Raw genomic sequence first — 17,587 nt, 5'->3', positions numbered from 1 at the left:
GGCTATCCGGCGAGATCCGGCTCGCGCTCCCGAGCGAAGCGCCCCGCCTCGCGCACTCGCCGGACCTCCTCCGCCAGGTGCCCCGCATCGCGGGCGATCGCCTCGAAGCGGCCGGACCCCCAGGTGTGCAGCCACGGCAGCCCGAGGAACGACAGGCCCGGCACGCTCGTCACTCCGCGCTGGTGGGTGGGATGGCCGGCGCCGTCGAACACGCCGATCTCGACCCAGCGATAGTCGGAGCGGAACCCGACCGCCCAGACGACGCTGCCGATGCGCGCGAGGTCGAGCCCGGTCGCCTCGGACTCCGGCCGCCAGACCGGACGGCAGCGGTCCTCCTCGGGAGCGTCGATGCCGTGCGCCGCGATGTAGCGGTCGATGTCGTCCTTGATCGACTCCGCGACCGAGTCCGCGTAGTCGAGCGACGCCTCCGCCGTGGGGGCGAAGCGCAGCCGGGACCCCTCCACCCCGGCCAGTCGGCCGTAGAGGTGCATCCCGTCGCGGGCGAAGGCGCGCAGGTCGATGTCCCGCCCGCCCCCGCGCCCCGTCACGTAGTGGTTGGTCGACTCCCGCTTGGTGAGCCCGCCGACCTGCGCGTGGACGGGCACGTCGTACACGCCCATGTCCTGGAGCCAGGCGACGCAGTCGCGGCCCCGGTAGAAGCGCGCCACCCGCGGCGCGCTGCCGAGGGCGAGGTGGACCTCGCGCCCGGCGAGGAAGAGGTCCTCGGCGATCTGCGCGCCCGACTGCCCGGAGCCGACGACGAGCACGCCGCCGGGCGGGAGCGCCTCCGGCGAGCGGTAGTCGGCGGAGTGGAGCTGCAGCACGTCCGACGGCAGCCGCGCGGCGACGGCGGGGAGGACCGGGCGGTGGTAGCCGCCGGTCGCCACGACGACCTGGTCGGCCGTGATCGCGCCCGCGCTCGTGATCAGCTCGAAACCTCCCCCGGCGCGCTCGCGGAGCCGGCTCACCTCCACGCCCTCGACCACGGGGGCGTCGAAGCTCTGCGCGTAGCGGCGCACCCACGCGTGCACCTCGTCGCGCGTCATGAATCCGTCCGGGTCCGGCCCGTCGTAGGGGTACCCGGGGAGGCGGCACTGCCAGTTCGGCGTGACGAGGGTGAAGGCGTCCCAGCGGCGGTCGATCCAGTCGTGGCCGATGGTCGCGCGCTCGAGCACGACGTGCTCGATGCCGTCGTCGACCAGGTGCCGGCTGATCGAGAGCCCGGCCTGCCCGCCTCCGACCACCGCGACCTCGACGTGGCGCCCGGGCTCGATAGCGGCGCTCACGGCCGCACCCGCTGCCCGGCCGGAGCGGGCGGCTCCATCGCGAGCACCCTGACCGTGCCGCCCTCGAAGCGCTGCGCCGTGCGGAGGATGTCGGACTCCTGCTGCATCGCGGAGGTGCAGGCGAACCCGAACCGCTCCCGCACCCGGTCCGACGCGATGCGCAGCGCCTCACTCGAACGGGCGACGAAGTCCTCGAGCGAGTAGGCGGTCCCGGTCCCGAGGAACTCGTGCACGACCAGGCTCGGCGAGTAGCAGCGCTCCTCCGAGCCGTCCGGCCAGCGGACGTGGAAGGTCATCTCAGGCATGGACGAGTCCTCCGTTCCAGACCCGGTCGATGTCGTAGGCGTCGGGCCGCCGGTCGCGCAGGTGGAACATCCCGCCGCGCATCGCCTCGAAGGCGCCGCGCACGTCGATGTCGGCGACGGCCATGCCTGCTCCGAGCAGCGTCGTCGCGAGCACGTTGCCGCCGGGATCGACGACCTTCGCGTTCCCGACGTAGCGGAGCGAGCCGAAGGTCCCCGACTGGTTCGAGGCGAGCCAGAACACCTGATTGTCGAGGGCGCGGGCGATGTCGAACTGATTGAACCGGTACGTCCAGCGGTCCTCCTGCAGGTTCTCGGCCGTCGCCGTCCGAGCGGCCGGCCACGCCGAGAGCGAGGCGATGATCTCGGCGCCGTCCAGCGCCATCGACCGCGCCGCCTCGGGGAACGCCTTGTCGTAGCAGATCTGCAGGCCCACCCGGCCGACCGGCGTCTCGAAGGTGCCGTAGCCCGGGCCCGGCGAGTACGAGAGGTGCTCGCCCAGCGGCTGGTGCACCTTCCGGTAGCTGCCGTAGACCTGCCCGCCGTCCAGGAGCGCGGCCGCGTTGTAGCGGGTCTCGCCGTCGTCGTCGAGCTCGCAGAAGCCGATCGCCACCACCAGGTCGCCGACGATCTCCTGCACCCGCCGCAGCTCCGGCCCGTCCAGGCGCACCGCCGGCGGGAGGGAGCGGCGGGTGGTGGCGACCGTGTCGCCGTGGTTGCCGAGCGAGGAGAGGTAGCCGCCGATCGCGGCCTCGGGGAGCACCAGGAAGCGCACTCCCCTCTCGCGGGCCTCCTCGGCCAGGGAGGCGATGAGCGCGTAGTTCTGATCCAGGTCGCGGGTGAAGTTCGCCGCGACCGATCCGACGAGGGTCATCGCGATCGCCTACAGGTTGTAGGTGGAGTTGATGATCGCGCCCTTGCGGGCGTAGTGGATGAGCGCGTCCTGCACGTCGAGCGGGTGGCAGGGGATGCAGCCCTCGATCAGGTCCTCCTCGCGGAGGCCGTGGAGCGCCATGCCGAACCGGCAGACGAAGACGCGGTTCCCCTCCTGGATGAAGGTCTCGATGGCGTTGTTGAGGTTCTGCTCGCCGGGGAATCCGGAGTCGCCGACCGTCGGGAAGCCGCGGGTGGCCATCGCGTTGATGGTGCCGGGCCCGTAGAAGTAGAGCGCGGACTCGTAGCCCTTCCGCGCCGCGCGGGTGGCCTGGAGCACTGCGACGAAGCTGACCGAGGACTCGTGGGCGATGCCGTGCACGAGGGTCAGGTACGACTCCCCGGGCTCGGCCTGGTAGTCGGGGAAGACCTTGGTGGAGCCGTAGAGGTTGCTGCCCTTCGGGAGCGCCGGGTGGGCGATCTCGGAGCGCGACATCTCGATGTTGGCGCTGACCTGGTCTTCGATCTCCTGGGAGACGGACATGGTTCCTCCTGGTGTCGGTCCGCCGAAGCGGCGTGCGAGTGCATGGCTCCGGCGGGATGCGCTGAGACGACGCGGGACGACGTCCGCCGGGGTGGAGCAGTGGTGCGGAGTGGAACGCGTCCAGTCAACGGCCGGGATGTTTCGGAGTGGTTTCCACCGGAAGAAGCTCCCGTGACGGCGGATCCGTAACGAGACCGCGTTCCTCCCGTCACGAGGGCGAAACACGAGGCGCCTTGACTGGGGGGTGAGACGACCGCACCGACATCCCGGCCGCCGCTGTGCGCGGCCCGTCCGGCCCGCTCCGCGGTGCCACGAAGGAGTCCTCGTGACCGATCTCCGCAGTCCCTCCCCCGCGTCCTCGCCGCCGGCAACCGGTGCGGCGCACCCGGCCGCCGGCCCGCACCCGGTCGGCGGGGCGCACTCCCCGGGCGGGGCGCACTCGACCGGGATCCGCCGCACCGGCCCCTCCGCCCTCCGCACTCGCGTCGACATCGCCCTGCAGGGCATCCGCGTCGAGGCACCGGTGCACCGCGAGGCCGGCGCCGGCCCGAGCGACGACGGGCACGTGATGCTCGGCGGCCTGGGCGCCGCGATCCCGGTGAACCCCGACAGCCCCTACGTGGTGAGCGGGAACCGCCTCCTGCTCGAGGGCGCCGACATCGGCCTGGACGTGACTCCCGTCCGCCGCCCGCGCTTCTACGATCTCGACACCGCCGACGGCGTCTCCTACGAGAAGATCGCCCGGCTGCACGGCCGTGACATCCTCGCGACCACCGTCGTCCAGACCTGCATGCGCTATGACGAGGCGGAGCGCTGCCGCTTCTGCGCGATCGAGGCCTCGCTCGAAGCCGGTGCGACCATCGCGGTCAAGACCCCGGCCCAGCTCGCCGAGGTCGCGGAGGCGGCGGTCCGCCTCGACGGCGTGCGCCAGATGGTGATGACCACCGGCACCTCCAAGGGCCGCGACCGCGGAGCGGCCCACCTCGCGCGCTGCGTCCGCGCGGTGCTCGCGGCGGTCCCCGGGCTGCCGATCCAGGTGCAGTGCGAGCCGCCCTCCGACGTCTCGGCGCTGCAGGCGCTGAAGGACGCGGGCGCCGTCTCGATCGGCATCCACGTGGAGTCGATGGACGACGCGGTGCGGCAGCGCTGGACCCCGGGCAAGGCGCGGGTCAGCCTGGACGAGTACCGCTGGGCGTGGCGCGAGGCAGTGCGGATCTTCGGCCGCAACCAGGTCTCGACCTACCTCCTGGTGGGCCTCGGCGAGGACCCGGACGAGCTGGTCACGAGCGCCCGCGAGCTGATCGGGATGGGGGTCTACCCCTTCGTGGTGCCCTTCCGTCCGCTGCGCGGGACCCTGGCGACCGAGGTCGACCACGTGCTCCCGCCGGCCGGGTCACTGCTGGAGCGGGTCAGCGCCGAGGTCGCCGCGCTCCTGATCGAGGCCGGGATGCTGAGCAGCGGGCAGAGTGCGGGCTGCGCGGCGTGCGGGGCCTGCGGCGTCCTGAAGACGGCCGGCGCCTGATGGTGGAGCTCTCGATCCTCGAGGGTGTTCGGGTCGCGCCTGCGTTCACGGTGGTGCGGGCGGAGGAGCGCGAGCTCGCCGCGCACCGGGCCCTGCGGCGCGAGGTCTTCGTCGCCGAGCAGGGGCTGTTCGCGGGCGACGACCACGACGACGCCGACGACGATCCGCGCTCGGTGGTGCTCGTCGCGGTGGCTCCGGACGGCGCGGTGCTCGGCGGGGTCCGGATCGCGCCTGTCGGCGGCGGACGCGATCTGGGCTGGTGGACCGGCAGCCGCCTGGTGGTGGCGCGCGAGGCGCGGGGCGGCTCCGGGATCGGTGCCGCCCTCGTGCGCGCGGCCTGCGCGGAGGCGGAGGCGCGCGGGGTGCTCCGCTTCGAGGCCTCGGTGCAGCTGCGCAACGAGGTGCTGTTCCGGCGGCTCGGCTGGCGGAGGATCGGCACGAGCACCGTCGCCCGAGTCGAGCACGCCCGGATGCGCTGGCCGGTCGACCGGCTCGACCGGGCGGCCACCGCGGCCAAGGCGGCCCTCGGCGCCCTTCTGGCTCCGCTGGCGGCCGAGGGGGGCCTCGGTGGGGCCGGCTTCGTCGGCGACGACGGAGCACCGGTCCCGGGCAGCGACCTGATCGCCGTCTGCGACGCGATCGTCCCGTCCATGGTGGAGCGCCACCCGGAGTGGGCGGGGTGGTGCTCGGTGCTGGTCAACGTCAACGACCTCACCGCGATGGGCGCGACCGGCATCGGGCTGATGGACGCGATCGGCGCTCGCGACGCGGCCGCCGCCGCGCGCATCGTGAGCGGTCTGCGGGCCGCCTCCGCCGCCTGGGGCGTCCCCGTGCTCGGCGGGCACACCCAGCTCAGAGTGCCGGCGGCCCTGAGCGTCACCGGTCTCGGCCGTACCGCGGCGCCGGTGCCGGGCGCGGCCGCTCCGGGCGACGAGCTCTCGCTGACGGCCGACCTCGGCGGCGGCTGGCGGCCCGGCTTCGCGGGCGCCCAGTGGGACTCGACGTCGTCCCGGCGCGCGGAGGAGCTCCGGGCGATGGCCGCCTCCGTCGGACTCGCGCGGCCGAGGGCGGCGAAGGACGTGAGCATGGCCGGGCTGGTGGGGACGGTCGGCATGCTCGCCGAGGCCAGCGGAGGAGGAGCGGTGATCGACCTCGCGGCGGTCCCCGTCCCCGAGGCGGCCGGCACCGCCGACTGGCTCGGCTGCTTCCCCGGCTTCGCGATGATCACCGCCGACCGGCGGGGGGAGTCGAGGATGGGCACACCCTGGACCGCGACGGCCGCGGTGGGGAGCGTCGTCACGGAGCCGGGCGTGCGGCTGCGCTGGCCGGACGGCGAGGAGACGACGGCGATCGCCGGTGCGGTGACGGGGCTCGGCGCAGCGGGCTGACGGGCCGGGCCGGAGGCGCATCGTCCTCGGCGCGGCCGTGAGACGCAACCCCGCGCAGATCCTCGCCGAGCGGCGGAGACTGGCGGCGGCCCGTTGCTCGACGGGCGCTCATCGACGGAAGGAACGACCCCATGGTGGATCTCGGAGGACTCGCGGACAAGGCGAAGAACGCCGTGAACAGCGACAAGGGCGAGGAGCTGACCGACAAGGGACTCGACAAGGCGGGCGACGCCGCCGACTCCGCGACCGGCGGGAAGTTCGCCGGCCAGGTCGACAAGGCCCAGGAGGCCGGCGACCAGCACGTCGGCAACGACTGACCGCCGGGCGGCCCTTCCGCGCTGTCGCGGAGGGCCGCCCGTCCATCAGTCCCGGTCGCCGAGCCCGCGCAGCAGCGCCCGCACCACGGCGACGGAGCGATCGGCCGCGTCGTCGACGTGCGCCTCGAACTCGCCGGGGGCGCAGAGGTCCGAGATCCCGCGGACCGAGACGAACGGCAGCCCGTGCACGTGCGCCGTCTGCGCGAGGGCGACGGATTCCATGTCGGTGGCGAGCGCGCCGGGGAAGTCGTTCCGCACGCGGTCCACGTGGGCGCTCGAGACGAAGACGTCGCTCGAGACGATCAGGCCGCGGCGCACCGGCGGCCCCTCCAGCAGCTCGAGCTCCGCGGCGAGCGCCGCGTCGTCCCCGGAGTAGCGGGCGGGCATCCCCGGGACCTGCCCGAGCGCGTAGCCGAACGCCCGCGCATCGGCGTCGGTCTGCACGTACTCGGCGCCGATCACGACCTCGCCCACGCGGACGTCGGCGCCCAGGCCGCCGGCGGTCCCCGCGCTCACCACGAGCGGCCGGGAGCCGCCCTCCTGCAGGATCGCTGCGGTGAGACCGCCGGCCGCGTTGACGAGGCCGATGCCGGTGCGGACGAGCAGCACCGCGCGGGAGTCGAGCTCGAGCTCCCACTGCAGCGCGTTGCCGACGGCGCGCGGCTCGGAGGCGCTGGACGCGGCGGCGAGGAACGGCGCGGCCTCCTCGTCCATCGCGACCAGGACGATCGCCGTGCTCACGCGGTGACCGTCTCCCACTCCGAGCGGTGCGCGAGGAACGTGCGCGCCGCCTCCTGCGCCCCCTCGAGGGAGTGGTTGGCGCCCCAGCCGCACTGGGTCTCGTTGGCGGCCGGGACCTCGTCGGCCTCGGTGATGTCCTGGAGCGTCGCCTCGACCAGGCCGAGCACCTCGGAGAGCTCGGGCTCGCCCGAGAGGAGCAGGTAGAAGCCGGTCTGGCAGCCCATCGGCGAGAAGTCGATCACGCGGTCGGAGTGGTTGCGGGACTTCTCGGCGAACAGGTGCTCGAGCGAGTGCACGGTGGGCATCTCGAGGTGCCCGCGGTTGGGCTGGGTGAAGCGCACGTCGTACTTGACGAGGTGGTCGCCTCCGGGCAGCGTCTTCGCGTCGGCGAGGCGCACGTACGGCGCTGCGACGGTGCGGTGGTCGAGGTTGAACGACTCGACGTTCATGCGCGGCTGATCCACGGTGGTCTCCTTCGCTGGGGGTCCCTCCATTGTCCTCCGCTCCGCGGAGCGGAGGCGGACCCCGGCGGATCCGGCTGCTTCTTCTCCGGGGCTGCGCCCGGATGCGAAGAGCTCCTCGCCGGCCACGACGAGGTACGCCGTGTCGAGCGCGATGATCACCAGGACCGCCCTGAACAGGCGCGCGGAGACCGTGCGGTCGTCCAGCGGGACCCCGCCGCCCAGACCCGCACGGAGGCGTGGAGCACCCCGGACAGCACCAGCGCGACGAGCGCCGTCACGCCGAGCACACTGTCCGGAACGACCACCGCCACCACCTCCTCCGTCGACGGGTCGAGCATGCCGTCGCGCCCGGCGCAGCGGGGACCCGTGCCCCTGAGCGGTGGAGAACGGGCCGCTCCGATCCCTGGGGAGGAGCCTCGGCCGCTCCTCAGAACAGGTCCGAGAAGCCCATCGCGACGAGGTTCGCGTGCGAGGTCCGCAGGCAGTCGAGCGCGCTCCGCCCGTAGCGCTCGTCCTGCTCGACGAGGAGATGGTCGACGCCGAGCGCGAGGCTCGTCCCGATGATCCCCGGGAAGTCGGAGTTTCCCTCCCCCACCTCGGCGAACTGCACGTTCGAGGTGAAGGCGTGCACGGACCACCCGCCGGACATGTCGGCGGGCGGCCCGACCCGGTAGTCCTTCAGGTGCACCAGGGCGACGCGCTCCCCGTACCGGCGCAGCGTCGTCACGGGATCGAGCCCGCCCCGCTGCACCCAGTGCACGTCGAGCTCGAGCCCCAGCAGCGGAGCCCGGTCGGCGACGACGTCGAGCAGGAGGCGGCCGCCGTGCCGCGCGAACTCGTGGTGGTGGTTGTGGAGCAGCAGCCGCAGCCCGTCGTCGCGGAGCCTCGCCGCGGCGGCCTGGCAGCGGTCGGCGAAATCGAGCAGAGCGGCCGGCGAGGCCGCCGCGGAGGCGGGCAGCATGCCGATCCGGACCGTGCGCGTGCCGAGCGCGCGGGCGTCGGAGACGATCCCGGCGAGCCCGCCCTCGAGCGCGGCGCCCGGGGAGTCCCCCGGTGCCAGACCCGCCGAGATCGCCGCGATCTCCACACCGAGCTCGTCCCGCGCCCGCTGCAGCTCGGCCACGGTGGCCGCCGTCAGCGGGATCTGCGAGATCTCCACCGACCGGTAGCCGATCGCTCGGACCTCCCGGAGCGTCGCGAAGGCGCCCGCCGAGGCGAACGCGTCCTTCAGCATCATCGCCTGCACGCCGATCCTGGTCACGGCAGTCCTCCCGGTCGCGGTGGGGGCCGGCGTCTCCGCGGCCCGGAACGCCCCCGACGGTAGAGGCGCGCCTCCGATCTTGTCAATCGGTTGCCAATACGCGTATCGTCATGGCACGGCGGCGCTCCTGCCCGCCGGTTCCCGACGACGAGAACGAGGCACGCACCGTGACCACCGCACCCGCGACGACCGCACCCGCGAACCCCGCACCCTGGACCCTCTCCGGCTTCGGCGACGAGATCGACCCCGACCCGGTCGTCCAGGTCGCCGTCCTCCGAGCGCTCGGCGCGCACAGCATCGAGGTGCGCAGCGCCTGGGGCCGGAACGTCGTCGACCTCGACGACGAGCGCCTCGCCCGCCTCGCCGCCGTGCTCGAGCGCGGCGGCCAGTCCGTCTCGGCCGTCGCCTCGCCCATCGGCAAGGTCGACGTCGCCCTCGATCCCGAGCTCGAGGTCGCGCGCCTCGACCGCGTCATCCGCGCCGCGCACGCCCTCGGCACGCCGAGCATCCGCGTCTTCTCGTTCTACCGGGGCGAGGGAGTGCCGGTCGAGAGCATCCGCGACGACGTCCTGCTGCGCTTGCGCATGCTCGCCGACCGCGCCGAGCGCGAGGGCGTGGTGCTGCTGCACGAGAACGAGAAGGACATCTACGGCGACGTCCCCGAGCGGATCCTCGACCTGGTCGAGTCCGTCGGCTCGCCCGCCCTGCGCCTCGCCTGGGACAACGCGAACTTCGTGCAGTGCGGGGTACGGCCCTTCGACGACGGCTGGGCGACGCTGCGGCCCTACGTCGACTACCTGCAGGTGAAGGACGCGGTGGCCGCGACCGGCACCGTGGTGCCCGCCGGCGAGGGCGACGGCCAGCTGCGCGAGACGCTCACCGCCCTGCGCGACGACGACTGGACGGGCGTCGCCTCGCTGGAGCCGCACCTCGCGATCACGGACGCCCTCGGCGGATTCTCCGGCCCCGAGTCGTTCGGAGTGGCCGCTCGGGCCTTCCGGGGGCTCGCCTCCTCGCTCGGGATCGACCTGCGATGACCGTCCGCGCGGCGGTGATCGGCTGCGGCGACATCTCCTCCGTCCACCTCGCGGCGATCGGCACAGCGCCCGGCGCGGAGCTGGTGGCGGTCTGCGACACCGACCCGGGCCGGCTCGCCGCGGCCGCCGAGAGGCACGCGGTGCCGGGCTTCCCCGAGGCGGTCCGGATGCTCGACTCCGTCCGCCCCGACGTCGTGCACGTCTGCACTCCGCACAGCACGCACGCCGCGCTGGCGGTCGCGGCCCTGGACCGCGGCGTCGCGGTGCTCCTCGAGAAGCCGCTCGCCTCCTCCGTCGCCGAGGGCGAGCAGGTGATCGCCGCGGCCGAGCGGGGCGGGGCGCGCATCGGCGTCTGCTTCCAGAACCGCTACAACCCGCCCGTGCAGCGCCTCCGCGAGCTGCTGGCGTCCGGCTCCCTGGGTGCCGTGACAGGTGCGGCCGCGACCGTGCTCTGGCACCGCGCTCCCGGCTACTACCTCGACCGCCCCTGGCGCGGGATGCGGGCCGAGGGCGGCGGCGGGATGCTGATGAACCAGGCGATCCACACCGTCGACCTCCTGCAGTGGCTCCTCGGCGAGGTGGTCGCGGTGAGCGGCTCCGCCTCCACGCGCCTGCTGCCGATCGAGGTCGAGGACACCGCCGACCTGGTGCTCACCCACGCCTCCGGCGCGCGCAGCGTCCTCTACGCGACCGTGGCGAACGCGTGGGACGAGCCGGTCGAGCTCCGCCTGCGCACCGAGCGCGCCATCGTCTCGCTGCGCGGTGCCCTCACCGTGCGGCGCGACGACGGATCCGTCGAGGTCGTCCCGGACACGGAGCGCCGATCCGGCGGGCGCTCGTACTGGGGCGCCTCGCACGAGCTGCTCGTGCACGACTTCTACGCCCGCCTCGGCGAGGACGAGCCCTTCTGGATCTCGCCCCGCGAGGCGGCGAGGTCGCTCGCGATCGTCCAGGCCGCCTACGCCCCGAGCGCGCCCGCGCGGATCCCCCACTCCACCCCGAACGAAGGACTCCTTCCATGACCACCGTCCGCCTCGGCATCATCGGATTCGGCGCCCAGGGCTCCTCCTACGCCCGCTTCCTCGCCGACGGCAGGGTGCGCGACCTCGTCGTCACCGCCGTCGCCGACGTCGACCCCACCCGGGAGGCGGCGGCCGCCGCGCTCGCGCCCGGAGCGTCCTTCCACGCCGACCACCGCTCCCTCCTCGCGAGCGGGGAGGTCGACGCCGTCGTCGTCTGCACTCCGCACTACCTCCACCCCGGGATCGGCATCGACGCTCTCGAGCACGGGCTGCACGTGCTGGTCGACAAGCCGGCGGGCGTCTACGCCGCGCAGGTCGCGGAGCTGAACGAGGCCGCCGCCGCCCGTCCCGGTCAGCGCTTCGCGATCATGTTCAACCAGCGGGCGAACCCGCTCTACCGCCGGCTCAAGGAGGTCGTCGACGAGGGCGGGATCGGCCGGATCCTGCGCTCGAACTGGATCATCACGACCTGGTGGCGGCCGCAGGCCTACTTCGACCAGAGCGCGTGGCGCGCGACCTGGGGAGGCGAGGGCGGAGGCGTCCTGGTCAACCAGGCGCCCCACCAGCTCGACCTGTGGCAGTGGCTGTGCGGAGTGCCGGAGTCGGTGGTCGCCAAGGCCGGCTACGGGCGGTGCCGCGACATCGCGGTGGAGGACGAGGTGACGGTGCTCGCCGACTTCGGCGGGGGCACGACCGGCGTGCTGGTCACCACGACGCACGACCCGATCGGCACCGACCGCCTCGAGATCATCGGCGACCGCGGCCGGATCGTCGTCGACGACTCCCGGGTCGCGACGATCACCCGGCTGAACGCCCCCGAGCGCGAGGTCAGCGCCGCCCTCAGCGCCGAGGACGTGGGCCTCCTGCTCAGCGGTCGCTACGACACCGCGGGCCTCTCCACGACGGAGCGGATCGAGTCGGCGTCGGTCTGGGGCGAGCAGCACACGGCCGTCCTGCAGGACTTCGCGGACAGCATCCTGCACGGCACGCCGCTGCTCGCACCCGGGGCGGAGGGGATCCTCGGGGTCCGGCTCGCCAACGCCATCCACTACTCGAGCTGGACGGGACGCGAGGTACCGCTCGACCTCGACGAGGGCGTGTTCCTGGCGGCGCTCAACGAGCGGATCCGCGAGGAGGGGGCGTTCCCGGAGCGGAGCTGACGGGGCGGAGCCGCGCGGACCCGCGCTGGAGGGGCCGGAGCGGTGGGCGGCCGACCGGCGACGGCGGCCTCCCGGAGCGCGGGCTCCCCGATCCGGCCCGACCCGGACGCGAGCGACGGGCCGGGCGGCCTTCTCGGCCCTGTGGCAGCATGGGCGGCGGACGGCGCCCCGTCCGCCGCCGTGCCCCTCGAGAGAAGACCGCGATCGTGCCCAGCGAAGACGCGCCCACCGGCCCCTCCGCCGCGAGACGCCGCGGCCGCTCCGCGACGACGATCTACGACGTCGCCCGACTCGCCGGCGTCGCCCCCTCCACCGTCTCCCGCGGGCTGAGCACGCCCGGACGGCTGAACGCCGCGACCGAGCAGCGGATCCGCGCCGCCGCGAAGGAGCTGGGCTACCGGCTCAACCCGATGGCGCGCGCGCTGCCGACGGGCCGCACCTCGACCCTCGGGCTGCTGGTGGCCGACATCACCAACCCGGCCTTCTTCCCCGCCGTGCGCGGAGCGGAGCGGGCGGCGTCGCTCCGCGGCTTCACGATGATCCTCGCCGAGTCGCAGGAGTCCGGGGAGCGCGAGGCCGAGGCGGCCGACCGCATCGCCGCCTCCACCGACGGGCTCGTCCTCGTCAGCACCCGCCTCAGCGACGAGGAGATCATCGCGCTGGCCGGGCGCATCCCGGTCGTCGTCCTCAACCGCGTGGTCCCCGGCGTCGCGGGGATCGTGCCCGATCTCGCCCCCGGGATCGACGCCGCGCTCGACCACCTCGCGGCCCTCGGCCACCGCTCCCTCGCCTTCATCGCCGGTCCGCCCGACTCGTGGATGAGTGCCGCGCGATGGGAGCTCCTCCTCGACCGCGCTCCGCAGCGGGGCATGACGGTCGTCGAGATCGGGCCGGGCGTCTCGACCCTCGAGGGCGGGAGGAGCGCGCTCGCGAGGGTGACCGCCTCCGGCGTCGGCGCGGTGATCGCCTACAACGACCTGGTCGCCATCGGACTGATGCGCGCGGCTCAGGAGTCGGGCGTCGCGATCCCGGAGCAGCTCAGCATCATCGGCTTCGACGACATCTTCGGCAGCGACTTCACCTCGCCGCCGCTGTCGACCATCAGCGCGCCGCTGGGCCGGATGGGCGAGCGGGCGGTCCGCCGGGTGCTCGGCGACGAGGAGCCTCCGGAGCGGGCCGACGACCTGCCGACGGAGTTCGTCCCGCGCGCCTCGACGGGACCCCGCCGCGACTCCTGACCCCGGTCCGCGCCCCGGCGCGCCAACCGGTGCGACAGTCTTGGCAATCGGTTGACACTCCTCCGCACCCATACTTGGATGGCCCCGTGCCGACGAAGCTGCTGAACGATCCCGACCGACTCCTGCCGATCGACCCGACGACCCGGGCGATCGCCCGCGATCTCCACGCGAGCGTCGCCGACCTGCCGATCCTCTCCCCGCACGGGCACGTGGATCCGCGCCTCCTGCTCGAGGACCGCCCCTTCGCCGACGCGTCCGAGCTCTTCCTCCGGCACGACCACTACGTCACCCGGCTGCTCCACTCCGCCGGGATCGACCTCGGCGATCTCGGCATCCCCGGAGGCGTGCGCCTCGCCGGCCCGGAGGAGGTGTGGCGCACGTTCTGCGCGCACTGGCGGATCTTCGCGGGAACCGCCTCGGGCTACTGGCTCCAGTCGATCCTCGCCGAGCAGTTCGGCATCACCGAGCAGCCCGACGCCTCCACCGCCGACGCCCTCTTCGCGGCGATCGGGGTCCGGCTGGCGTCCGACGCCTTCCGCCCGCGGGCGCTCTTCGAGCGGTTCGGGATCGAGGTGCTGGCGACGACCGACGATCCGCTGGACGACCTGGCCGTCCATCGGGCTCTGGCGGAGGATCCGGCGTTCCCGGGCCGCGTGCTGCCGACCTTCCGCCCCGACGCCTACCTCGATCCCTCCGCCCCCGGCTGGCCCGAGCGCGTCGCCGCCCTGGCCGCCGCCACCGGAACGAAGGAGTCCAGCTTCCCCGGATTCCTCGAGGCCCTCCGCGCCCGGCGCCGGCACTTCCTCGACCACGGCGCCGTCTCCGCCGACCACGGAGTGCTGGAGCCGCTGACCGTCGACCTCGATCCCGCCGAGGCGCAGTCCCTCTTCGCCCGCGCCCGCGCCGGCACGATCGACGCCGAGGGCAGCCGCGTCCTCGCCGGCCACCTGCTGCTGCAGTCCGCCCGCATGAGCGTCGACGACGGCCTGGTGATGACCGTCCACGCCGGCGTGCTGCGCAACCACGATCGGCCGACCTTCGAGCGCTTCGGTCCCGACACCGGCCACGACATCCCCGTCGCGACCCGGTTCGCCGAGCCCCTCCGCCCGCTGCTGCAGGAGCTCGGCAACGCACCGGGCTTCCACCTCGTCCTCTTCGGGATCGACGAGAGCACCCACTCGCGCGAGCTCGCTCCCCTCGCCGGCTACTACCCGTCGGTGTTCCTCGGAGCGCCGTGGTGGTTCCTCGACGCGCCCGACGCGGTGCTGCGCTTCCGCGCCGCCGTGACGGAGACCGCCGGCTTCTCGCGGAGCTCCGGCTTCATCGACGACACCCGCGCGTTCCTCTCCATCCCGGCCCGTCACGACATGGCGCGGAGGCTGGACGCCGCGTTCCTCGCGCGCCTGGTCGCCGAGGGGCGCATCGACTCCGAGACGGCGAGCGCCGTCATCCTGGACCTCGTCGACGCCCAGCCGCGGAAGGTCTTCAAGCTGTGAGCGGGCACGGCGGAGGAGGCGGTTTCGATCGCGCGTCCGCGGGCCTGCCGGCGGCTCCCGTCCGCATCGTCCACCTCGGCCTCGGCGCCTTCCACCGAGCGCATCAGGCCTGGTACACGCACGCCGTCGACGACGACCACGAGTGGGGCATCGCCGCATTCACCGGCCGGAGCCCCCGCGCGGCCGAGGAGCTCGCCGCGCAGGACGGCCTGTTCACGCTGATCGAGCGCGGACCGGAGGGCGACTCGGCGACGGTCGTGGGCAGCATCGTCGAGGCGGTCGACGGCGCGGACGTCGCGCGTCTCGTCGAGCTCGTCGCGGCTCCAGGGACGGCGATCGTCACGCTGACGATCACGGAGGCCGGGTACCGTCTCGCCGCGGACGGCGGCCCCGACCTGGACGACCCCGCCGTCCGGAGCGACCTCGCCGCCCTCCGATCGGGAGGAGCGCCGACGACCGCGCTCGGCCGCCTCCTCCTCGGCCTCACCGCCCGGCGCGACGCCGGCTCCGGCCCGCTCGCCGTCGTCCCCTGCGACAACCTCTCCGGCAACGGCCCTCTCGTGCGCCGTGGACTGCTCCTGCTCGCCGAGCGGCTCGACCCGTCGCTCGCCGACTGGATCGACCGCACCGTCTCGTTCGTGTCGACCTCCGTCGACCGGATCACCCCGGCCACCACGGCGGCGGACCGGGAGGCGGCGGCCGAGCTCACCGGCATCAGCGACGCCGCGTCCGTCGTGACCGAGCCGTTCCGCGACTGGGTCCTCTGCGGCGGGTTCCCCGCCGGCCGACCCGCCTGGGAGCGCGTCGGAGCCCGCTTCGTGGACGACATCGAGCCCTTCGAGCGGCGCAAGCTGCGACTCCTCAACGGCGCGCACACGCTCCTCGCCGCCACCGGCCGCCGGCGGGGCCTCGCCACCGTCGCGGAGGCGATCGCCGACCCCGCCTGCCGGAGCGCCGTCGAGGCGTTCTGGGCGGAGGCGGCGGCCGGCCTCCCCGCCGGTCTCGACGCGGACGCCTACTGCGCCGCCCTCCTCGAGCGCTTCGGCAACCCCCGGATCGAGCACCGGCTCGAGCAGATCGGCGCCGACGCGACCGCCAAGCTCCGCATCCGGATCGTGCCCGTGCTCCTCGCCGAGCGCGCGGGCGGACACGGCGGAGCCGCCTCCCTCCGTGCCGTCGCCGACTGGATCGCACTGCTGCTCCAGGGCGACCGCCTGCCCGACGCGCAGCGCCCCGCCCTCGACCGCGCCCTCGGCTCCGCCCAGCCCCTCGAGGCGCTGCTGCGGCTCGTCGACCCGCGCCTCGTCGACGACCCGGCCCTCGTCGCCGCGGTCGCCGCTCAGGCGGCCTAGACCTCCACCCCGCCTCTCCGCGCGGTGCCTTCCGGCACCGTCGGCAACCGATTGCCACCCTCGCACCGTCTCGATGCGGCGCGGATCCCCGACGGGTCCGCGCCCGGGTAAAGGAGCCCGCATGACCCCCCGCACCACCGCGCCCGGAGCGCCCGCCGCTGAGAAGCTCTCCAAGCTGAGCATCGTGGGCTACGGCGCCGGCGACACGGCGAACAACCTCGCCTTCACCACCGCCACGATGTTCCTGCTCGTCTACTACACCGACGTCGCCGGGATCTCCGCGGCCGCGGCGGGCACGCTGCTGCTCGTCGTGCGGATCTTCGACGCGTTCGCCGACGTCTTCGCCGGCCGGGTCGTGGACCGCACCTACAGCAGGCGCTTCGGCAAGTTCCGGCCCTTCCTGATGTTCGGGTCGGTCCCGCTCCTGCTGCTCTCGGCCGCGACCTTCTCCGTCCCGCAGATCGGCGAGAGCGGAACCCTGCTCTACGCCTACCTGAGCTATGCCGCGCTCGGCCTCGCCTACAGCCTCGTCAACATCCCCTACGGCTCGCTCGCCGGAGCGATGACGCAGGTCGGCACCGAGCGCGCGAAGCTCGCCAGCGCCCGCGCCATCGGCGGCGCGATCGTGGGGGCCGGGCTCGGCACCTTCATGGCCCCGCTGGTCGTCCCCGGCGCCGATCTGCAGTCGCTCTTCTCGATCGTCACGCTGAGCTTCGTCGTCGTCGGCTCCGCGCTCTACCTCTTCACGATCCTGACCGCGAAGGAGCGCGTCCAGCGCGACGTCGCGCACGTCACGTTCCGTCAGAGCATGACGACCCTCCGCTCCAACCGGCCGCTGCTCTTCCTCTGCCTCAGCTCGTTCCTGTTCCTCACCGGGACGCTCGCGCTCCAGACCGTGCAGCTCTACTACCTGCGCGACGTACTCGGATCGGTCCAGCTCTACGCCGCGATGTCGCTCATCCAGCTCGCCCTGACCTTCGGCCTGGCCGCCCTCGTCCCGACGATCGTGCGGCGGTTCGGCAAGCGCAACGCCTACATGGCCGGAGTCGGGGTCCTGATCAGCGGCGGAACGGTCGTCTTCCTCGCCCCGGGCGACGCGGTGGCGGTCGGCTTCGGCGGACTGGTCCTCGCCTACGTCGGCATCCAGCTCGTCAACATGCTCGTCTGGGCGATCGAGGCGGACACCGTTGAGTACGGGGAGTGGAAGACCGGCATCCGCTCCGAGGGCACGATCTACGCCCTGTTCTCCTTCACCCGCAAGACCGGCCAGGCGGTCGGAGGCGCCCTCGCCGCGTACGCGCTGGCCTGGGGCGGCTACGTGGCCGGGGCCGCGGAGCAGAGCGAGCACGCCGAGTGGGGCATCCGCGCCGCCGCCGGCCTCATCCCGGCCGTCGCCGCCCTGCTCGCGGTGCTGATCATGGCGTTCTACCCGCTGACCGACCGCCGGCACGCGCAGATCGTCGCCGAGATCGCCGAGCGCCGCGAGAGCACGGGGCAGGCCGCGCCCGTGGCGCCCGGCCTCTCGACCGCCGCGTTCTCGATGGACCGCGCTCCCGGCCGGAACCCCTGACCCGATCCCCCACC

Annotated in this window: 17 protein-coding genes; 10 read left to right on the top strand and 7 right to left on the bottom strand. The window is 73.9% G+C overall.

Annotated features, from left to right (window positions below; all coding sequences use genetic code 11):
* Positions 1 to 2: 2 nt before the first annotated feature.
* From C5C54_RS13335 to C5C54_RS13320, 4 genes are read right to left on the bottom strand one after another with little or no spacing between them, the layout of a single operon-like run.
* A complete protein-coding gene (locus C5C54_RS13335; protein WP_219812201.1) occupies positions 3 to 1,286 on the bottom strand; it encodes an MSMEG_0569 family flavin-dependent oxidoreductase in 1,284 nt (427 codons plus the stop codon).
* Positions 1,283 to 1,591 carry an MSMEG_0570 family nitrogen starvation response protein gene (locus C5C54_RS13330; RefSeq protein WP_104222634.1) on the bottom strand — a complete coding sequence of 103 codons (309 nt, stop codon included), beginning with the start codon at positions 1,589 to 1,591 and terminating at the stop codon, positions 1,283 to 1,285. The genes C5C54_RS13335 and C5C54_RS13330 overlap by 4 nt, the downstream gene beginning before the upstream one ends.
* The gene (locus tag C5C54_RS13325; protein ID WP_104222635.1) at positions 1,584 to 2,462 is read right to left on the bottom strand and encodes a carbon-nitrogen hydrolase family protein; all 879 of its coding nucleotides are present in this window, start codon (positions 2,460 to 2,462) and stop codon (positions 1,584 to 1,586) included. Before C5C54_RS13325 ends, C5C54_RS13330 begins: the two co-directional genes overlap by 8 nt.
* A 9-nt stretch (positions 2,463 to 2,471) precedes the next feature.
* A complete protein-coding gene (locus tag C5C54_RS13320; RefSeq protein ID WP_104222636.1) occupies positions 2,472 to 3,005 on the bottom strand; it encodes an MSMEG_0572/Sll0783 family nitrogen starvation response protein in 534 nt (177 codons plus the stop codon).
* 325 nt (positions 3,006 to 3,330) lie between these two features.
* On the opposite strand from C5C54_RS13320, the gene C5C54_RS13315 reads away from it, so the two are divergent.
* The 3 genes from C5C54_RS13315 to C5C54_RS13305 all read left to right on the top strand — a co-directional run bounded on the left by C5C54_RS13315 (position 3,331) and on the right by C5C54_RS13305 (position 6,232).
* Complete coding sequence (locus C5C54_RS13315) at positions 3,331 to 4,527, top strand: MSMEG_0568 family radical SAM protein (RefSeq protein WP_258059779.1); 1,197 nt, start codon at positions 3,331 to 3,333, stop codon at positions 4,525 to 4,527.
* Complete coding sequence (locus C5C54_RS13310; protein WP_104288520.1) at positions 4,527 to 5,915, top strand: MSMEG_0567/sll0787 family protein; 1,389 nt, start codon at positions 4,527 to 4,529, stop codon at positions 5,913 to 5,915. The genes C5C54_RS13315 and C5C54_RS13310 overlap by 1 nt, the downstream gene beginning before the upstream one ends.
* A 131-nt stretch (positions 5,916 to 6,046) precedes the next feature.
* Positions 6,047 to 6,232, top strand: coding sequence for an antitoxin (locus tag C5C54_RS13305; protein WP_104222638.1), 186 nt, complete (start codon positions 6,047 to 6,049; stop codon positions 6,230 to 6,232).
* Positions 6,233 to 6,277: 45 nt separating this feature from the next.
* On the opposite strand, the gene mtnN is transcribed toward C5C54_RS13305, so the two are convergent.
* From mtnN to C5C54_RS13285, 3 genes are all read right to left on the bottom strand, one after another.
* Positions 6,278 to 6,973 (bottom strand): 5'-methylthioadenosine/S-adenosylhomocysteine nucleosidase, encoded by a 696-nt coding sequence (gene mtnN, locus C5C54_RS13300; RefSeq protein WP_258063331.1) that lies wholly within the window; start codon positions 6,971 to 6,973, stop codon positions 6,278 to 6,280.
* Positions 6,970 to 7,467: an S-ribosylhomocysteine lyase gene (locus C5C54_RS13295; protein ID WP_308470742.1), complete on the bottom strand. Its 498-nt coding sequence runs from the start codon at positions 7,465 to 7,467 to the stop codon at positions 6,970 to 6,972. Before C5C54_RS13295 ends, mtnN begins: the two co-directional genes overlap by 4 nt.
* A gap of 397 nt (positions 7,468 to 7,864) precedes the next feature.
* Complete coding sequence (locus C5C54_RS13285; RefSeq protein ID WP_258063330.1) at positions 7,865 to 8,698, bottom strand: sugar phosphate isomerase/epimerase; 834 nt, start codon at positions 8,696 to 8,698, stop codon at positions 7,865 to 7,867.
* A 167-nt stretch (positions 8,699 to 8,865) separates the two neighbouring features.
* Here C5C54_RS13285 and C5C54_RS13280 point away from each other — a divergent pair, with 167 nt between their 5' ends.
* From C5C54_RS13280 to uidB, 7 genes are all read left to right on the top strand, one after another.
* Entirely contained in the window at positions 8,866 to 9,735 is an 870-nt protein-coding gene (locus tag C5C54_RS13280) for a sugar phosphate isomerase/epimerase (protein WP_258063329.1), read from the top strand.
* Complete coding sequence (locus tag C5C54_RS13275; RefSeq protein ID WP_104262590.1) at positions 9,732 to 10,757, top strand: Gfo/Idh/MocA family protein; 1,026 nt, start codon at positions 9,732 to 9,734, stop codon at positions 10,755 to 10,757. The genes C5C54_RS13280 and C5C54_RS13275 overlap by 4 nt, the downstream gene beginning before the upstream one ends.
* Positions 10,754 to 11,917, top strand: a complete 1,164-nt coding sequence (locus C5C54_RS13270) for a Gfo/Idh/MocA family protein (RefSeq protein ID WP_104288518.1) — start codon at positions 10,754 to 10,756, stop codon at positions 11,915 to 11,917. Before C5C54_RS13275 ends, C5C54_RS13270 begins: the two co-directional genes overlap by 4 nt.
* 206 nt (positions 11,918 to 12,123) lie before the next feature.
* On the top strand, positions 12,124 to 13,155 hold the full coding sequence (locus tag C5C54_RS13265; protein WP_159940282.1) for a LacI family DNA-binding transcriptional regulator: 1,032 nt from the start codon (positions 12,124 to 12,126) through the stop codon (positions 13,153 to 13,155).
* Between the two features lie 86 nt (positions 13,156 to 13,241).
* On the top strand, positions 13,242 to 14,651 hold the full coding sequence (gene uxaC / locus C5C54_RS13260) for a glucuronate isomerase (protein ID WP_104288517.1): 1,410 nt from the start codon (positions 13,242 to 13,244) through the stop codon (positions 14,649 to 14,651).
* Entirely contained in the window at positions 14,648 to 16,003 is a 1,356-nt protein-coding gene (locus tag C5C54_RS13255) for a mannitol dehydrogenase family protein (RefSeq protein ID WP_258063328.1), read from the top strand. Before uxaC ends, C5C54_RS13255 begins: the two co-directional genes overlap by 4 nt.
* A gap of 121 nt (positions 16,004 to 16,124) precedes the next feature.
* Positions 16,125 to 17,573 (top strand): glucuronide transporter, encoded by a 1,449-nt coding sequence (gene uidB / locus C5C54_RS13250; protein ID WP_104257955.1) that lies wholly within the window; start codon positions 16,125 to 16,127, stop codon positions 17,571 to 17,573.
* The last annotated feature ends 14 nt before the right edge of the window (positions 17,574 to 17,587 follow it).

The organism is Rathayibacter sp. AY1F2, from assembly GCF_002930885.1.
Taxonomy (GTDB): Bacteria; Actinomycetota; Actinomycetes; order Actinomycetales; family Microbacteriaceae; genus Rathayibacter.
Note: the sequence above shows the minus strand (reverse complement) of the source record. Positions and strands in the feature narration are given on the sequence as shown.